This is a genomic window from Pseudomonas sp. FGI182 (genome assembly GCF_000511325.1).
Taxonomy (GTDB): Bacteria; Pseudomonadota; Gammaproteobacteria; order Pseudomonadales; family Pseudomonadaceae; genus Aquipseudomonas; species Aquipseudomonas putida_Z.
In genome coordinates this window covers 2,961,991-2,976,094 of sequence record NZ_CP007012.1, presented here as the reverse complement: position 1 = coordinate 2,976,094, position 14,104 = coordinate 2,961,991, and the positions used below count along the sequence as shown (strand labels likewise).

At 61.1% G+C, this 14,104-nt stretch carries 19 protein-coding genes; 12 read left to right on the top strand and 7 right to left on the bottom strand.

Translation table 11 applies throughout. The annotated features are described in order from the left end of the window. Positions 1-12: 12 nt before the first annotated feature. Complete coding sequence (locus C163_RS13155) at positions 13-843, bottom strand: oxidoreductase (RefSeq protein ID WP_025339198.1); 831 nt, start codon at positions 841-843, stop codon at positions 13-15. Between the two features lie 127 nt (positions 844-970). Here C163_RS13155 and C163_RS13150 point away from each other — a divergent pair, with 127 nt between their 5' ends. Continuing rightward, positions 971-1,861: a LysR family transcriptional regulator gene (locus C163_RS13150; protein ID WP_025339197.1), complete on the top strand. Its 891-nt coding sequence runs from the start codon at positions 971-973 to the stop codon at positions 1,859-1,861. 102 nt (positions 1,862-1,963) lie between these two features. Next, positions 1,964-2,422 carry a MaoC family dehydratase gene (locus tag C163_RS13145; RefSeq protein ID WP_025339196.1) on the top strand — a complete coding sequence of 153 codons (459 nt, stop codon included), beginning with the start codon at positions 1,964-1,966 and terminating at the stop codon, positions 2,420-2,422. Between the two features lie 22 nt (positions 2,423-2,444). Here the strand turns inward: C163_RS13145 and C163_RS13140 are convergent, their stop codons facing one another. Together C163_RS13140 and C163_RS13135 are read right to left on the bottom strand one after the other, a co-directional pair. After that, entirely contained in the window at positions 2,445-3,311 is an 867-nt protein-coding gene (locus C163_RS13140) for a patatin-like phospholipase family protein (protein ID WP_025339195.1), read from the bottom strand. Positions 3,312-3,398: 87 nt separating this feature from the next. After that, positions 3,399-5,186: a thiamine pyrophosphate-requiring protein gene (locus C163_RS13135; protein WP_025339194.1), complete on the bottom strand. Its 1,788-nt coding sequence runs from the start codon at positions 5,184-5,186 to the stop codon at positions 3,399-3,401. A 139-nt stretch (positions 5,187-5,325) separates the two neighbouring features. Between C163_RS13135 and C163_RS13130 the strand changes: the two genes are divergently transcribed. The 9 genes from C163_RS13130 (at position 5,326) to C163_RS13090 (ending at position 10,308) form a co-directional block, all read left to right on the top strand. Beyond that, complete coding sequence (locus C163_RS13130) at positions 5,326-5,859, top strand: cupin domain-containing protein (RefSeq protein WP_038408139.1); 534 nt, start codon at positions 5,326-5,328, stop codon at positions 5,857-5,859. 100 nt (positions 5,860-5,959) lie between these two features. Then, on the top strand, positions 5,960-6,178 hold the full coding sequence (locus C163_RS13125; protein WP_003258752.1) for a hypothetical protein: 219 nt from the start codon (positions 5,960-5,962) through the stop codon (positions 6,176-6,178). 18 nt (positions 6,179-6,196) lie between these two features. Further along, positions 6,197-6,493 (top strand): hypothetical protein, encoded by a 297-nt coding sequence (locus C163_RS13120; RefSeq protein ID WP_025339192.1) that lies wholly within the window; start codon positions 6,197-6,199, stop codon positions 6,491-6,493. Beyond that, positions 6,494-7,207: a DUF72 domain-containing protein gene (locus tag C163_RS13115; RefSeq protein ID WP_025339191.1), complete on the top strand. Its 714-nt coding sequence runs from the start codon at positions 6,494-6,496 to the stop codon at positions 7,205-7,207. A gap of 112 nt (positions 7,208-7,319) precedes the next feature. Further along, positions 7,320-7,616, top strand: coding sequence for a DUF6555 family protein (locus tag C163_RS13110; RefSeq protein WP_025339190.1), 297 nt, complete (start codon positions 7,320-7,322; stop codon positions 7,614-7,616). A 107-nt stretch (positions 7,617-7,723) separates the two neighbouring features. Next, positions 7,724-8,248 (top strand): hypothetical protein, encoded by a 525-nt coding sequence (locus tag C163_RS13105; RefSeq protein WP_025339189.1) that lies wholly within the window; start codon positions 7,724-7,726, stop codon positions 8,246-8,248. Positions 8,249-8,489: 241 nt separating this feature from the next. Then, positions 8,490-9,077: a hypothetical protein gene (locus C163_RS13100; RefSeq protein ID WP_025339188.1), complete on the top strand. Its 588-nt coding sequence runs from the start codon at positions 8,490-8,492 to the stop codon at positions 9,075-9,077. Next, on the top strand, positions 9,077-9,505 hold the full coding sequence (locus C163_RS13095) for a phage holin family protein (protein ID WP_025339187.1): 429 nt from the start codon (positions 9,077-9,079) through the stop codon (positions 9,503-9,505). The genes C163_RS13100 and C163_RS13095 overlap by 1 nt, the downstream gene beginning before the upstream one ends. Then, a complete protein-coding gene (locus tag C163_RS13090) occupies positions 9,502-10,308 on the top strand; it encodes a DUF3618 domain-containing protein (protein WP_025339186.1) in 807 nt (268 codons plus the stop codon). The genes C163_RS13095 and C163_RS13090 overlap by 4 nt, the downstream gene beginning before the upstream one ends. A 150-nt stretch (positions 10,309-10,458) precedes the next feature. Here the strand turns inward: C163_RS13090 and C163_RS13085 are convergent, their stop codons facing one another. Further along, positions 10,459-10,875 carry a low affinity iron permease family protein gene (locus C163_RS13085; RefSeq protein ID WP_025339185.1) on the bottom strand — a complete coding sequence of 139 codons (417 nt, stop codon included), beginning with the start codon at positions 10,873-10,875 and terminating at the stop codon, positions 10,459-10,461. 180 nt (positions 10,876-11,055) lie between these two features. Between C163_RS13085 and C163_RS13080 the strand changes: the two genes are divergently transcribed. Beyond that, positions 11,056-11,973, top strand: a complete 918-nt coding sequence (locus C163_RS13080; RefSeq protein WP_038408135.1) for a LysR family transcriptional regulator — start codon at positions 11,056-11,058, stop codon at positions 11,971-11,973. Between the two features lie 49 nt (positions 11,974-12,022). Here the strand turns inward: C163_RS13080 and C163_RS13075 are convergent, their stop codons facing one another. The 3 genes from C163_RS13075 to C163_RS13065 form a co-directional block, all read right to left on the bottom strand. Further along, complete coding sequence (locus tag C163_RS13075; protein WP_025339184.1) at positions 12,023-13,030, bottom strand: zinc-binding alcohol dehydrogenase family protein; 1,008 nt, start codon at positions 13,028-13,030, stop codon at positions 12,023-12,025. Between the two features lie 112 nt (positions 13,031-13,142). Next, positions 13,143-13,520 (bottom strand): NUDIX domain-containing protein, encoded by a 378-nt coding sequence (locus tag C163_RS13070; protein WP_025339183.1) that lies wholly within the window; start codon positions 13,518-13,520, stop codon positions 13,143-13,145. A gap of 65 nt (positions 13,521-13,585) precedes the next feature. Next, complete coding sequence (locus C163_RS13065; protein WP_025339182.1) at positions 13,586-13,900, bottom strand: hypothetical protein; 315 nt, start codon at positions 13,898-13,900, stop codon at positions 13,586-13,588. Positions 13,901-14,104 lie beyond the last annotated feature (204 nt).

Sequence of the window (14,104 nt, the reverse complement as noted above, 5' to 3'; positions counted from 1 at the left end):
GGCCAGCGACGGCTACGCGGCAAAGTCGGTAGAGAGCGACAGGTCCCGCCACTGGGCCAGTTCTTGCTCGACCGCGCTGTTCTTGGCCTCGATGCGCGCGACGGCGTCGCTGCCCAGCGCCAGGCGCAGTGGCGGGTTCGCTGCATTGGCCAGGGCCAGCAGGGCTTCGGCCAGCTTCGCCGGGTTGCCGGGCTGGGCATGGTTGGCCGCCTCGGCGTAGTGGCGCATGACGCCGACGGTGGCTGCGTAGTCAGGCAGCTCCAGGGCCGTCTTCACCAGCGATTGGTCATCCAGGAAGTCGGTACGGAAGAAGCCCGGCTCGACCACCGTCACCTTGATCCTCAAGGGGGCCAGTTCCTGGTGCATCGCTTCGCTGATGCCTTCGACCGCGAACTTGGTCGAACCGTACACCCCCCAGCCCATGTAGGCCTGGTAGCCGCCGAGCGACGAGATGTTGATCACGTGGCCGCTGCGTTGGCGACGCATGTGGGGCAGTACGGCGCGGGTTACGTTGAGCAGCCCGAAAACGTTGGTGGCGAACAGCCGTTCGGTTTCGCTGGCGCTGGTTTCTTCTACCGCGCCGAGCACGCCAAAACCGGCGTTGTTGACCAGCACGTCGATTTGCCCGAAATGCTTGATGCCAGCAGCGACCGCCGCATGGGCGTCCTCTTCGCGGGTCACATCCAGGCGCACGGCCAACAGGTTCGGGTGCCGGCCAAGGCGAGCCTCGATGTCTTCCGGGTTACGCGCCGTTGCGATGACGGCGTCACCCGCTGCCAGGGCCTGTTGGGCGATCAGGGTGCCGAAACCGCGGGAAGCGCCAGTAATGAGCCAGGTACGCATGTCAACTCCTCCTGTATCCGACCCTGCACCATGCGGGCCTTCTCGATGAGTTGAGCGAACTTTAAAATCTGCGGATTGATGTGATAATCCCATGAATATTACATAGGCCTTTGAGTAGCTTTCAGCAATGAAGCCAACCAGCACCGCCGACCTGTCCCTGTTCCTGTGCATTGCCCGCCACCTGAACTTCAGCCGCGCGGCAGTCGAGCTGGGCCTTACGCCCTCGGCCCTGAGCCATGCGCTGCGGGCCCTGGAAACCCGTCTTGATGTTCGCCTGTTCAACCGCACCACGCGCAGTGTGGCGCTTACCGAGGCCGGGGAGCGTCTTTACCAGAGGCTGCAACCGGCCTTTCGGGACATCGCCGACGCGCTGGAGGACCTCAACAACTTCCGCGACAAACCGTCAGGCAACCTGCGCATCACCGCCGGGCGCGCCGCAGTAGAGCTCGCACTACTGCCACTGGCCAATCGCTTTCTGCAGGCGTATCCGGATGTACGCCTGGAAATCGTCAGTGACGATGCGCTGGTGGACATGGTGGGCACCGGCTTTGACGCCGGCGTGCGCCTGGGGGAGCGACTCCAGGCGGACATGGTTTCGCTGCCCATCGGCCCTTACCTTCGTTCGGTGGTGGTAGCGGCGCCCGCGTTCTTCGATCGATATCCTGTTCCACAGCACCCGCAGGACTTGAAGCAACTACCTTGCATCGGGCACCGCTTCCCTGGTGGCGCACTTTATCGATGGGAATTCGAGCGCGGGGGCGTGCAACTGGAGGTCGATGTCCAGGGGCCCTTGGTATTGGGTGACGTCAGCCTGATGCTGGCGCCTGCCTTGCAAGGGCTCGGCCTGGCCTATGTGTTCGAAGACATGGCCAAGGAGCACCTGGAGCGTGGCCATCTGCAGCAGGTGCTGGGGGACTGGTGTCACTACTACCCGGGGCTGTATCTGTACTACCCGAGCCGCCGCCAGGTGCCTGCGGCGTTGCGGGCCTTCATCGAGTTCGTACGGGAGCAGCGCTAGCGTGAGCGTGGCTTCTGGAGGCAGGTAGGGAAGGGCTAAACTGGCGCCAGTTCCAGCGCGTTTCGCTTTGCCGTCGCTGCCTGCATACCCCGGAGGTAACTCATGGCTTCTGCACCTGAAAGGCTCTTTTTCGAGGACTTGCAAGTAGGTGAGTCCTTCATGAGCGGCTCGTATGAAATGACCCAGGAACGCATCCTGAGCTTCGCCTCGGAGTTCGACCCCCAGCCATTCCATACGGACCCCGATGCTGCCCAAAAAACCTTCTTTGCTGGGCTGGCTGCTAGCGGCTGGCATACATCCGCAGTCACGATGCGGTTATTGGTAGAGAGTGTTCCTGTGGCCGGCGGGCTCATCGGGGCCGGCAGCGAAATCACCTGGCCAAGGGCCGTGCGACCAGGTGACCTGCTGCGAGTGACCACAACCATAAGGGAGCTTGCCGCGTCGAAGTCTAAGCCTGACCGGGGCTTCGCTGTCCTTGAAAGCATCACGCTCAATCAGGACGATGCCGTATGCCAAACCACTGTTTCAAGGGTATTGGTGTTTCGCCGGGCAGATGTGTAAGGCCCCGAACCGTCCACATCAATCAATGCTCATGGGCATGCGAGTGAACGGTCAGGGCACCCGGCACCTTGGTCCGTTCGAGCCCGCCGTGGTCCAGCCACCGAAGCGTCTGCTCATAGGCCCGCTCCAGCAATGACTCGGTCTGGTCGAAGTTGAATACCGAGACATCGACCGGGCACAAGGGCGGGACGATATGCAGGCTGGTGAGCGTGCGGAAGTGTTCGATGTCACTCACAAGCTGGCGCATGCTCATCAGGTTGACAGTGTGCAGGGCCAAGGCGACGAGGCCGCGGGGCGGTTGAGTCAAGGCGCAGCTGAGCCCGGTGGGGATTACCACGACATTGCTGGCGCCCAGCGCTACGGCTGTCGAAATAGGCGTGTTGCTTGCCACACCGCCATCCACCAGGAACTGGCCGCCGATCTGCACGCAAGGGAACACCAGCGGGATCGCGGCGCTGGCCAGTAGCGCCTGCTCGAGTTCGCCATTGGACAGCACTGTCTCGGCACCACTGAGCAGGTCGGTGGTGACGATATGCAGGGGCAGTTTCGCATCCTCGATGCGATGGATCGGCAGCGCCTTGCCAAGCAATCGGTGCAAGGCCGCTGGCTGCAGCAGGAAACCACGCCGTTTGAGCAGGCCCCGGCAGGTATCGAGCCAGGACAAGGGGAAGATGTCGGTTCTGCTCAGGCCTCGCCAGAATTCGGCGAGTGTCTCGACGCCCTGAGCGTTGGGCCTTGCTGCAAAGTAGGCACCGTTGATGGCGCCTACCGAGGCGCCAATCACCATGTCGAACTGGACTTCGGCTTCGACCAGGGCCCGCAGCATCCCCACCTGGACCGCACCCAGACTGCCGCCGCCAGCGAACACGATTGCGGTTTGCGTAGGCATGATTACTGTCTCTGCGCAGACGTGTGTCGACTGAGTGTAGTTGGCCGGGTGCCGGCGGGGCTGGTTGCTGCGGCTGCTGCGCACGTCTCATTTCTTGCCCGGCAATACCGAACCGAGAACTTGCCTGGCCGTCTGTACGATGACCCCAGCCTGGTCCGGGTCGCCCTTGAGCAGGCTGCTGGCGAACTTCTTCGCCTGTTCAAGCTTGATGTGCGGCGGCAAGGGAGGTACGTCCGGATCGGTCTTGAACTCGATCAACACCGGCCGGTCAGCCGCCAGGGCTCGCTCCCAGGCGCCGGCAATGTCTTCTTCGCGTTCCACATAGATGCCTTGCAAACCGATGGAGATGGCGAACAGATGGTAGGGCACATCAGGAATCGCCTGTGAGGCCTCGAACTTGGGGTCGCCCTCCATTACCCGTTGTTCCCAGGTCACCTGGTTGAGGTCTTCGTTGTTGAACACCGCGCAGATCCACTGTGGGTTTTCCCACAGGCGCCAGTACTTGGCGACGGTGATCAGCTCGGCCAGATTGTTCATCTGCATCGCCCCGTCACCCACCAATGCCACCACGCTGCGCTGCGGATGGGCGAACTTGGCGGCGATGGCATAGGGTACCGCCGCGCCCATGCTGGCCAGGCCTCCGGACAACGAGCACTGCATGCCCTGGCGTATCTGCAGGTCGCGGGCAAACCAGTTGGCGCAGGACCCGGAGTCGCTGGTGACGATGGCGTGGTCGGGCAGGCGAGGGGAGAGTTCGTGCACCACGCGCTGGGGGTTGATCGGGTCAGCCTTGAGCAAGGCGCGTTTCTGCAGGGTCTTGTCCCAGTCTGCGCGCCAGCCTTCGACCTTGTCGCGCCAACGGCGCTCGGTCTTGTGTTCGAGCAATGGCAGCAGTGCCCGCAGCGTTTCGCTGGCGTCGCCGACCAGGTTGACCTCCATGGGGTAGCGCAGGCTGAGCATGTCTGGCTGCAAATCGATCTGCACGCCACGGGCCTGGCCTTCCTCAGGCAGGAATTCGGCGTAGGGGAAACCAGAGCCGATCATCAGCAAGGTGTCGCATTCGTTCATCAACCGATAACTCGGTTCGGTACCTAGCAGCCCGATGGCGCCGGTGACCCATGGCAGGTCGTCTGGCACTACGGCCTTGCCCAGCAGCGCCTTGGCCACGCCTGCACCAAGCGTTTCAGCTACCGCGATCACCTGCTCGGTGGCTTGCAGTGCACCGGCACCGACCAGGATCGCCACTTTTCGTCCGGCGTTGAGTACCTCGGCGGCACGTTGCAGGTCCTGCTCGAAAGGCACCACCTTGGGCCTGCTGTAGCCGATGCCGGAATGCACCGTGCCATGGGCTTTCGGTGGTTCGTGGTAGGGCAGGTCCTGCAGGTCGTTGGGCAGGATGATGGCGGTGACCCGGCGTTCGCCGACGGCGGTACGTACGGCGCGATCGAGCAAGTGGCGCACCTGTTCCGGGGTCGAAGCCTGCTGGACGAAGGCACCTGCGACGTCCTTGAACATCGACAGCAGGTCCAGCTCCTGCTGGTAATGCCCGCCAAGTGCTGCTCGCGCCTGCTGACCGACGATGGCCAGCACCGGCTGGTGATCCATGCGCGCGTCATACAGGCCGGTGAGCAGATGTGAAGCGCCGGGGCCGGAGGTGGCGATGCACACGCCCAATTCGCCGGTGAACTTGGCATGGGCGCTGGCCATGAAGGCCGCCATTTCCTCGTGGCGTGCCTGGATGAACTGGATCTTGCCCTCGGCCCGGCTCAACGCCCCGAATACCCCGTTGATGCCGTCGCCGGGGTAGCCGAAGATGCGCCGCACCCCCCATTGATACAAGCGCTCCACCAGAAAGTCGCCTACCGTGCTGGTCATTGCCTTCTCCCGTCCTGTGACCGATAGGGGTCTGGACTTGGCTCGGATCGGGAAAGTTTCAAGTGTGTGCGCACTGGTCTACCGACTGGAACCTTGCATGAGCCATCGGGTTCGCAAGTGAACGGACAACAGGATCAGGATGCTCGACATGAATGCGACAGACACTGCGGGTGCCACCGTGCAGACCTTGCATTTCAAGGACGACGGTGCAACGCCGAACAGCCGTTTCCCGGTATTGCTGTACCGTTTGCAACTCAATCCGTCGCAAGACTGCGCCAATGCCTTCGAGGCGCTGTTCACCGCACACCAGTGGGTGCCGCTGTGGCGCGGCGGGATCTTCGATTTCCATCACTTCCACCCCAATGCTCATGAGGTTCTGGGCGTCGCATGCGGCCGGGCGCGGGTGACGCTGGGCGGCGAAGCGGGGCAGACAATAAGCGTGAAGTGCGGCGACGTACTGGTACTGCCGGCAGGAACTGGCCATCGCTGCGTCGAGAGCAGCGATGATTTTCTGGTGGTCGGCGCCTATCCCAAGGGGCAGGAAAACTACGATATCCAGCGCCCAGAAAGCGCAGCGCACCAGCAGGCGCTGGCGCGAATCGCTTCCGTGCCCGACCCCGCACAAGACCCGGTCAACGGCACGCGTGGCGCCCTGATGACGGCCTGGCGCTGAGTTCCTGAGCCGGTCGTCGTCGCTGCTGAACGGCTGCACTCAAGCCAGGATCAATCGAGCTGAGTCGCCCGATTTCATTCAGCCAGCAGGAGTTACAGCGATGGCCAAGTACCTGTACCTGATCAGCTACATCCTCGACAACCAACCCGGCACCTGCGAGTTGCGCAGCGACCAGGAGGACCTGAGCCGCGAAGCGGCGCGCGATTACCTGCAAGGCATGCACCGCAACGAAGCGTCGTCTTTCACTGACGTGCAGGTGCAGCGTCTGGAGCACGACCATGAGCCAGGCACATCGCCGGGGCATTATCAGCAGCCATGAAAAGGTGAGGGCTGGCAGATGAAACGAAGAGGTGAAACCTACAGACGGTGGTGCGACCCGATCCTGCACCATCAAACCCATGAGGAAACGCTCGGCACCGGCACCTGCCTGGAAGTGCAGACACGCTTGTCACGCACAGGCGCCACGCAGTTGTTCATCGGGGTCTATCGCACCGACGGTTCGGTGCTATACGAACGGATCTACGACCAGCGCGCAGGGGAAACCATGAGGCGGGCGCTGCTGTGGGGTGTTGGGTATGCCCGGCGCGTCGCGGGTGAGGGCGAGGCGTTGCGTGGCGAACCGGCAGGTCGTTGAATGATTCATCTGGGTTGCGCTGGCTGGAGCCTGTCGAGCCGTTACGCCGAGGCATTTGCGCAGCCCGGCAGCCACCTGCAACGCTACGCCAGCCGCTTCAATGCGGTGGAAATCAACAGTTCCTTCTACCGACCCCATCGCCCCGAAACCTACGCCCGTTGGGCTGCGTCCGTACCTGAGCATTTCCGCTTTGCGGTGAAGGTGCCCAAGGCCATCAGCCATGAGCAGCGGCTCTGCGGGTGCGAGGACGCGCTGGACAGGTTTCTTGCTCAATGCGGGCAGTTGGGCGACCGCCTGGGTTGCCTGCTGGTACAACTGCCGCCATCGCTTGGCCATGACCCCGAGCATGCGCGACGTTTCTTCGAAAGCCTGCGGCAACGGTATGACGGGCCGGTAGCGCTGGAGCCCAGGCACGCCAGCTGGCAATCGGCGCAGCCGATGCTGGTCGATTTGCGCATCGCCCAGGTTGCCGCGAGCCCGTCGCGTTTCGTTACCGATGCGCAACCGGGTGGTTGGCCAGGGCTGGTCTATTGGCGCCTGCATGGCGAACCGAGGATCTACCACAGCGAGTATCCCAACGAATATCTGCAGCGTCTGGCTGAACGCTTGCAGCACAGCCTTGCCGCTGGAGTGCCCACCTGGTGCATTTTCGACAACACCGCCTCCGGTGCTGCGATAGCCGATGCACTGGCTCTGGAGCGGCATTTGCGCTGAGTACGTGATGGAAACATGGCGATGGAAAAGACCGATGACCAACCAGTCAAAATTAATGAATCTTTTTACACGTTGCTCGCTCCATTAGTCTGAATTGGTGAAGGAGAGTGCAATGGCTGGACAGCAGTTGTATGTGATCGAGTACGAGCTTCATGGGGAATTTCGCACCTTCATCATCCGGCTCGAGCGTATGGACAACGCCGAAGCCTGGCACTGGGCAAGTTGCGATGCCGGCGTGGGTATCATTCCACGGTTCGGCCAGCACAAGATCAAGAAGGTCAGCCGGCCGATGGCTGAGCGCTACGGCATCAACAATGTGCGCTGGCGGGTATCGGGCGACGGGCCGGAGTTCGTCGCACCGACCATTGATGTAAAGAAATTCTCCAATAGCGGTACCGGCGGTACCTGAAGCTTGTTGTGACCAGGACCTGCCTGAAATCTTCAGGCAGGCCTTCACTCATGGGTTCGCTTCTCAAGTTTCGAGGCACCATCATTCTCACTTTCAGGAGCCAGTACGTGCCGCGAATCATCACTCCAGGCACCCCTGAACACGAGATCAGCGAGCGGAACGCCCGCATGTTCGGTTCGCCAAAAGAGCGCCTTGATTTCTACCGCCGTGAAATCCAGTACGAGACCAGCATCCTCGCCAACCGCACTGACGCCTATCTTGCCGCGCAGTCGTTTCTGGTGATCGCCTTCGTATCGTCGATGGGTAACCTCAACCAGAGCTGGGGCGAGATGTTCACGCTGGTGGTTCCGCCGTTTCTCGCATTGCTGGGGGTGTTGAGTTCACTCAATGCCTGGCCGGGCATTCGCGCGGCCTACAAGATCATCGAGCACTGGCAATTGAAACAGAGCCACCTTCTGCGCAGCGAGCCACTGATGGGGCTGGCATATGACGAATCGCCACTGTTCAGCGAGGCGGAAACCTCCCTGGCCGGGCACCGCAAGTCGTTGTTGTTTTCGCTGCGTACACCTTGGATATTTCTGGTCTTCTGGATGATTCTCGGTATTTACGCGGTCTTCATCCAGCTGGCGTGAGCAGGGCGGCTGCCCCCCGAGACAACGCGGTGCTCCAATCGTTGTCGACTCTGATTACCGCTACCTTCAAAGCCTTTGCTCCGGTACCAATAACCAGGTTTGATTGCGCCATTTTCTCTGGGCCTCCAAGCAAATGTCATAGATCACAAACGCTGAACTCCTGCCGCCTCACCTGCGTCCCTCGAATGAATGCCCCAATAAAGGCGGCACTCACCCAACAATCAGCTTCGAGGGCGAAACGATGGACAAGACCAATCAAAGTTCGACGTCTCCACCCGGTAGCACCCAGGAACATGCCTTGATCGATGACGCCGGTGCGCTGCTTGGCGAGGCCAGGCACAAAGGCAGCGAGCAGTTCGAACACTACCGCGATAACGCAGCCGATCAGCTTGATTCGCTCGAGGAGGGAGCGCGTTCGGCGGCTGCTGCGCTGCAAGGCAACGACAGTCTCGGGCTGTCGCAGTACCTGAACCAGGCAGCAGAGTGCGTGGGTGAGTTTGCCGAACAGGTACGCCACGAAAGTGCCGAAAGCCTGCTGCAGCGTGGTGCTCAGTTGGCCAGGAGCAACCCGGCGCTGTTCCTGGCCGGTAGCGTCGCCATCGGGTTTGCCGTGTCGCGTTTCATGCGAGCCAGCACCAGCCATGAGTCCACCACCCCTGCGTCGTCCGCTGATTGGCGCCAGTCCCGCCCCGCGCAGCCCGTGCCTGATCGTGGTAGCGACGTATCCAACCGTGAACCTTTCACCCCCGTCGACCCAGTCGGCCATGGTGCAGGCACGCCGGTCAGTGGCAGCCCGTTCGAGCGCGATCCACTCAAAGGAGGTGAATGATGAACAAAGACCCCTTGCATACCACCCCAGGCCTGCACACGGTGGAAGACGACGCCGTCGGTGTTGGCGGTTTGTTGCGCCAGCTGATGCGGGAAGTACCGGACCTGTTCACCAAAGAGCTGGCGCTGGCCAAGGCAGAGCTGCAGCAGAACCTCGCCGCACTCAAGGCCGGCACGGCTGCGGTGGCGGCGGGCGCGATCGTGATGCTGGCGGGCTTCGTCATCCTGTTGCTGGCGGCAGTCTACGCCCTGGCGATGGTGGTCGAGCCTTGGCTGGCAGCCTTGATCGTGGGCGCGGTCACCTTGGTGATCGGGTTCATCATGTTGCAGTCGGGCAAGAAACGGTTCGAACCCACGCACCTGGCCCCTGACCGCACCTTGCATGCCATGCAGCAGGACAAGGACACGCTGAAGAGGAAACTGCCATGACCACTTCCTTCGAACATGAAGCGCACAAAGACCCTGACTTGCTCGAGCAGGAAATCAACGCCAAGCGCGAGCACATCAGCGATCTGGTGGACGCCCTCGAACAGCGCCTGAGCCCGGGCCAGATGGTCGACCGAGTCCTGGCCTATGCCAAAGGCAATGGCGGCGAGTTCTTCCAGAACCTGGGCACCACCCTCAAGAACAACCCCGTACCCGCTACCCTGACGGTACTGGGCCTGGCCTGGCTGGGCCTGAACCAGAACCGCCCCTTCAACCCCGGGCCTGCACACCAGGGCCCGGGGTTGGGCGAAAAGCTCGGCGACGCGGTGGACACGGTGAAGGGCGCTTTCGCGCAGGCGGGGGAGGCAGTGCACGACGCCAGCCAGAAGGTGCGCATGAAAGCCCATGACATGCGCGATCGGGCCAGCGAACTTGGCAGCGGCGCCCGCGACTCCGTGGGCGCTTCTGCGGATACCCTGCGCCATTCGGCACACAAGGCCGCAGACCAGGCCACGGCTCTGAAAGGCCAGTTCGATCATCTGCTTCAGGAGCAACCGCTGGTATTGGCCGCTTTGGGGATAGCACTGGGTGCGGCATTGGGGGCGGCGCTACCCAGTACCCGCAAGGAAGACCAGCTGATGGGCGCCAGCAGCGATCGCTTGACCGACACACTCAAGGCCAAGGGTCGCGAGGTGAAGGCGTCGGTCGAAGAGTCGCTCGATCAGGCGGGTGGTAAAGCGTCGACACAGGCAGAGCGCAGGCCTGGAGACGCCGACCTTTCCTCGGGGTTGGGCTTCAATTCCTGATCCTGCGGCATCTTCGTCGTCGGCCCAACTGCCCCGGCAGAGGGCCGGCGGCTATCTGTGTGCAGGACAATCGCTTGCAGCTTGAATCAGGGAGGCTCTGCTTTGAAGATCGACGCGTTGTTGACCGAACTCCTCAATGCCCGTGGCCCTCTAGCGCTGCAGGTTGTCCCGAGCGGCATCGTCTGCCTGCTGTTCGTGAGGCGACTGTGGGGCCGTTTCGCAGTTTCGGCCCATCGCCTGATACTCCTTGCGAAGTTGATGGATCTCTCGGTTGTCGAGAGATTCGAGACCTAGTACCGATTGCTCTGCGGACTTTGTAGCGCGGATCAGTTCGTCGAGCTTCACGTGGATGATGTCGTTGTCACGGTTCTGGGTGTTCTGAATCAGAAAGACCATCAGGAAAGTGATGATGGTCGTCGATGTGTTGACGATCAGTTGCCAGGTGTCGTTGTAGTGAAACCAGGGCCCGGACGCAGCCCACAGGGTGATGAGCACCACGGCGATGAGGAAGGTACCGGGTTTACCAGCGTGCTTGGCGAGCCATTGGCAGAACAGCGCGAATTTCATGGTGTTATCTCCACTGCTATCTACGATTCTGACCGCAGCGGTGCGCTGAAATCTTTTTTGCTTTTTCGCCTGGATGACGGGATACACCTGGCGCGCTGCAATTCCTGCAAGCCAACGCTGGGCAGGTATCAGCATTGCCGCTACGCTTTGATCCTCGCGCCAGGTCAAGAATTTTCCACAGTGAAAAAAACAGTTCGGGTTGATGATCTTCAGGTCTTCGTCACAACAGCCTCTGCCGGCAGCTTCTCGGCAGCGGCCAGGTTGTTGGATATTTCACCGGCCTTGGCCAGCGGCGCAGTCCAGCGCCTGGAAAGCTGCCTGGGTGCCAGGTTGTTCGTGCGTTCCACGAGGCGTTTGCGGCTTTCGGATGATGGCGAGCGATATCTGCCTCATGCCCGTCAGGCCTTGGAGGCACTGGACAACGGTGAGGTGGCGCTGACCGAGGGGCGAGATGAGATCGCGGGTACACTTCGCCTGTCCATGCCCTCGGATATTGGCAGGAATCTGCTGCTGCCCTGGTTGGACGATTTCCAGCGATTGCACCCCAAGGTGATGCTGCAACTGCGGATCAGCGATCAGGTGGCCGACCTTGTCGGCCAGCAACTGGATGCGAGTATCCGATATGGGCAGCTGGCAGATTCCAGCCTTGTTTCACTGATGCTTGCCCCTGGAAATCGCAGAACGGTCTGCGCCTCGCCACATTACCTGGCACGACATGGGGCACCAGGGGCCTTGGAAGATCTGGGCAGGCATAATTGCCTGCGTTATGTGATGGGCGAGCAAACCTACGAGCGATGGAGTTTCCATTTGCCCGATGGCGTCAAGACCGTGCAAGTCACAGGCGACCGCGTGAGCGATGACGCCGATATCGTTCGGCGTTGGGGTGTTGACGGATTGGGGGTCGTTTACAAATCCAGGCTGGATGTGCTGGCGGACATACGTGCCGGGCGGCTGATCGAGTTGTTTCCCGGGGATTACGGTCAACCTGCGCCGTTGCAGCTGGTGTGCGCTCATCGAACATCGCTCACACCTGCTGTGCAGGTGCTCAGAGCGTTTCTGGCGGAGCGTTTCGAGCAGCTCATCGCTGCTGATGGATAAGGTGACGGGGCTCATGGCCCCGCCTTCGTTGCGTTGACCGGGCGAGTGATCAGAAGCCTTCCAGAACGATCTTGCCTTTTGCCTTGCCGCTTTCGATCAGGGCATGGGCGCGTTTGAGGTTGCTGGCACTGATGCTGCCGAAGTGCTCGCCAACGGTGGTCTTGATGACCCCCTCGTCGACCAGCGCCGATACCTTTTCCAGCAGGTGGTGCTGCTTGATCATGTCCTCGGTCTGGTACAGCGAGCGTGTGAACATGAGCTCCCAGTGCACCGACAGCGATTTGCGCTTGAACGGCACGATATCGAGATGCTGAGGGTCATCGATCAGCGCGAGCTTGCCCTGTGGGCACAGCACTTCGACGATCTGCGCGAGGTACGCATCGGTGTGGGTCAGGCTGATGACGTAATCCACCGAGTTGAACTGAAGTTGTTCCAGTTGCAGGGCAAAGGATGCCGAATGGTCGATGACATGATGTGCCCCGAGTTCGCTGACCCAGGCCTGGGTTTCAGGGCGTGACGCGGTACCGATCACCTTGAGCTGGGTAAGCTTGCGTGCAAGCTGTACCAGGATCGAACCAACACCGCCGCCGGCACCGATGATCAGCAGGCTCTTGCCAGCGCCGCCATTTTCCTCCACACCCAGGCGGTCGAACAGCAATTCCCAGGCGGTGATGGATGTGAGCGGCAAGGCTGCCGCGCTGGCATTGTCCAGGCTACGAGGCTTGTGCCCGACGATTCGCTCGTCGACCAGGTGATATTCGCTGTAACTGCCCGGGCGGTCGATTGCACCGGCGTAGAACACTTCGTCGCCAGGCTGGAACAACGACACCTCGGCGCCGACTTCGCGAACGATCCCCACGGCATCCCATCCCAACACTTGAGGGTGGTCACCGCTGCGGCTGGCTCTGACCTTGGTGTCGACAGGGTTTACCGCGATGGCTTTGATTTCCACCAACAGGTCCCTGGCACCGGGTGTGGGCTTGGGCAGTTCGTGCTCGTACAACGATCGGGAATCCTGGATCGGGAGGCCGGGGGTGTCATAGACGATTGCTTTCATTGGGATGTGACCTTTCAGGTGAGCAGTGGTGGCAGGTTAATCGCGTCGAGCCCCCTGAAAAACCAGGTTGTTGCCGGAACACTTTCCGCGTTTCGCTGATAATCGGGTACCCCTACACAGGGAGCAGGTGCTCTCGTTCAAGCAGCTGGATGTTGGACGGCTTGACCTGCACTTCGTGAAGTTCAGGCGCTGTAAACCAGCGGCACTCCACGATCTCGTGATTTGCGGTAGGTTTTGCGCCAGGTTCGACAGGCAGCTGATAAAGGTAATGTTCCTCGCCTGCGAGCACGTAGTGGTTGAGGAATCGAGCACCATTGAAGGGTAGGCAAGTCTCCTCCATCTGCTCGCGCTGCGCAGCGTCCAGATGATGCTCGCCTGGATCTATTTTCCCGCCTGGCAACGACCATTCAGCGCTTTGCTTGCGCACGAAAAGGATGCGTCCTGCTTGCAGGCAAATGACCGTCGAATGCCGTTCTCTGGAGTTGTTCATCAGGAACCTGCCGTACGTTGGAGGTGGCATCAGGGCAAACTCACCCTGATGCCGGCTGCGGATGATCAGCGATCTTTATCCCACTGCTGATCATCTGCCTGGTTTTGCTGGCCGCCCATGCGGTCCTTGTCTGTCAGGTTCTGGTTCTGCTTGTCGGTCGTACGTTGGCCGCCTTGGCTCCCTGTGTCACGGGAACGTTCCCAGTCCTTGTTCATCTTGTCCTCAGATTTCTGGCCGGACTGGCTGCCACCTTGCTGCTGTTGGCCGGGCATCCGGCCGCCCGAACCCTGGCCGCCTTGCTGGCCGGTGCCGGCAGTGTTGTTACCCATGCCGGTGTCAGCATTGCCTTGGTTGCCACCCTTGTCTTGATTGTTTGCCATGATCGCTTACCTCAGGTCAGACACAGGAAGGTCTGTGTGTACTGTTATGACCGAAGCCCGTTCCCGCGGTGTGCAAGCAATATTTGGCAAGCTGACTAAACGCATTAATTTCAAGGGTGCGAAATGTTGGTGTGAGGCCAGGCACCTACTTGAAGGGCAAAGCGCGATAGGCGAACCCCTGTTCGGGGCGATCGGTGATCGCCC

Excerpts from the sequence above, each read along its gene's own strand:
- C163_RS13145 (WP_025339196.1), top strand. The coding sequence starts at position 1,964 with ATGGCTTCTGCACCTGAAAGGCTCTTTTTCGAGGACTTGCAAGTAGGT.
- C163_RS13090 (WP_025339186.1), top strand. The coding sequence starts at position 9,502 with ATGACCACTTCCTTCGAACATGAAGCGCACAAAGACCCTGACTTGCTC.
- C163_RS13085 (WP_025339185.1), bottom strand. The coding sequence starts at position 10,875 with ATGAAATTCGCGCTGTTCTGCCAATGGCTCGCCAAGCACGCTGGTAAA.
- C163_RS13125 (WP_003258752.1), top strand. The coding sequence starts at position 5,960 with ATGGCCAAGTACCTGTACCTGATCAGCTACATCCTCGACAACCAACCC.
- C163_RS13140 (WP_025339195.1), bottom strand. The coding sequence starts at position 3,311 with ATGCCTACGCAAACCGCAATCGTGTTCGCTGGCGGCGGCAGTCTGGGT.
- C163_RS13120 (WP_025339192.1), top strand. The coding sequence starts at position 6,197 with ATGAAACGAAGAGGTGAAACCTACAGACGGTGGTGCGACCCGATCCTG.
- C163_RS13070 (WP_025339183.1), bottom strand. The coding sequence starts at position 13,520 with ATGAACAACTCCAGAGAACGGCATTCGACGGTCATTTGCCTGCAAGCA.
- C163_RS13155 (WP_025339198.1), bottom strand. The coding sequence starts at position 843 with ATGCGTACCTGGCTCATTACTGGCGCTTCCCGCGGTTTCGGCACCCTG.
- C163_RS13115 (WP_025339191.1), top strand. The coding sequence starts at position 6,494 with ATGATTCATCTGGGTTGCGCTGGCTGGAGCCTGTCGAGCCGTTACGCC.
- C163_RS13095 (WP_025339187.1), top strand. The coding sequence starts at position 9,077 with ATGAACAAAGACCCCTTGCATACCACCCCAGGCCTGCACACGGTGGAA.
- C163_RS13110 (WP_025339190.1), top strand. The coding sequence starts at position 7,320 with ATGGCTGGACAGCAGTTGTATGTGATCGAGTACGAGCTTCATGGGGAA.
- C163_RS13135 (WP_025339194.1), bottom strand. The coding sequence starts at position 5,186 with ATGACCAGCACGGTAGGCGACTTTCTGGTGGAGCGCTTGTATCAATGG.
- C163_RS13065 (WP_025339182.1), bottom strand. The coding sequence starts at position 13,900 with ATGGCAAACAATCAAGACAAGGGTGGCAACCAAGGCAATGCTGACACC.
- C163_RS13150 (WP_025339197.1), top strand. The coding sequence starts at position 971 with ATGAAGCCAACCAGCACCGCCGACCTGTCCCTGTTCCTGTGCATTGCC.
- C163_RS13075 (WP_025339184.1), bottom strand. The coding sequence starts at position 13,030 with ATGAAAGCAATCGTCTATGACACCCCCGGCCTCCCGATCCAGGATTCC.
- C163_RS13130 (WP_038408139.1), top strand. The coding sequence starts at position 5,326 with ATGCTCGACATGAATGCGACAGACACTGCGGGTGCCACCGTGCAGACC.
- C163_RS13100 (WP_025339188.1), top strand. The coding sequence starts at position 8,490 with ATGGACAAGACCAATCAAAGTTCGACGTCTCCACCCGGTAGCACCCAG.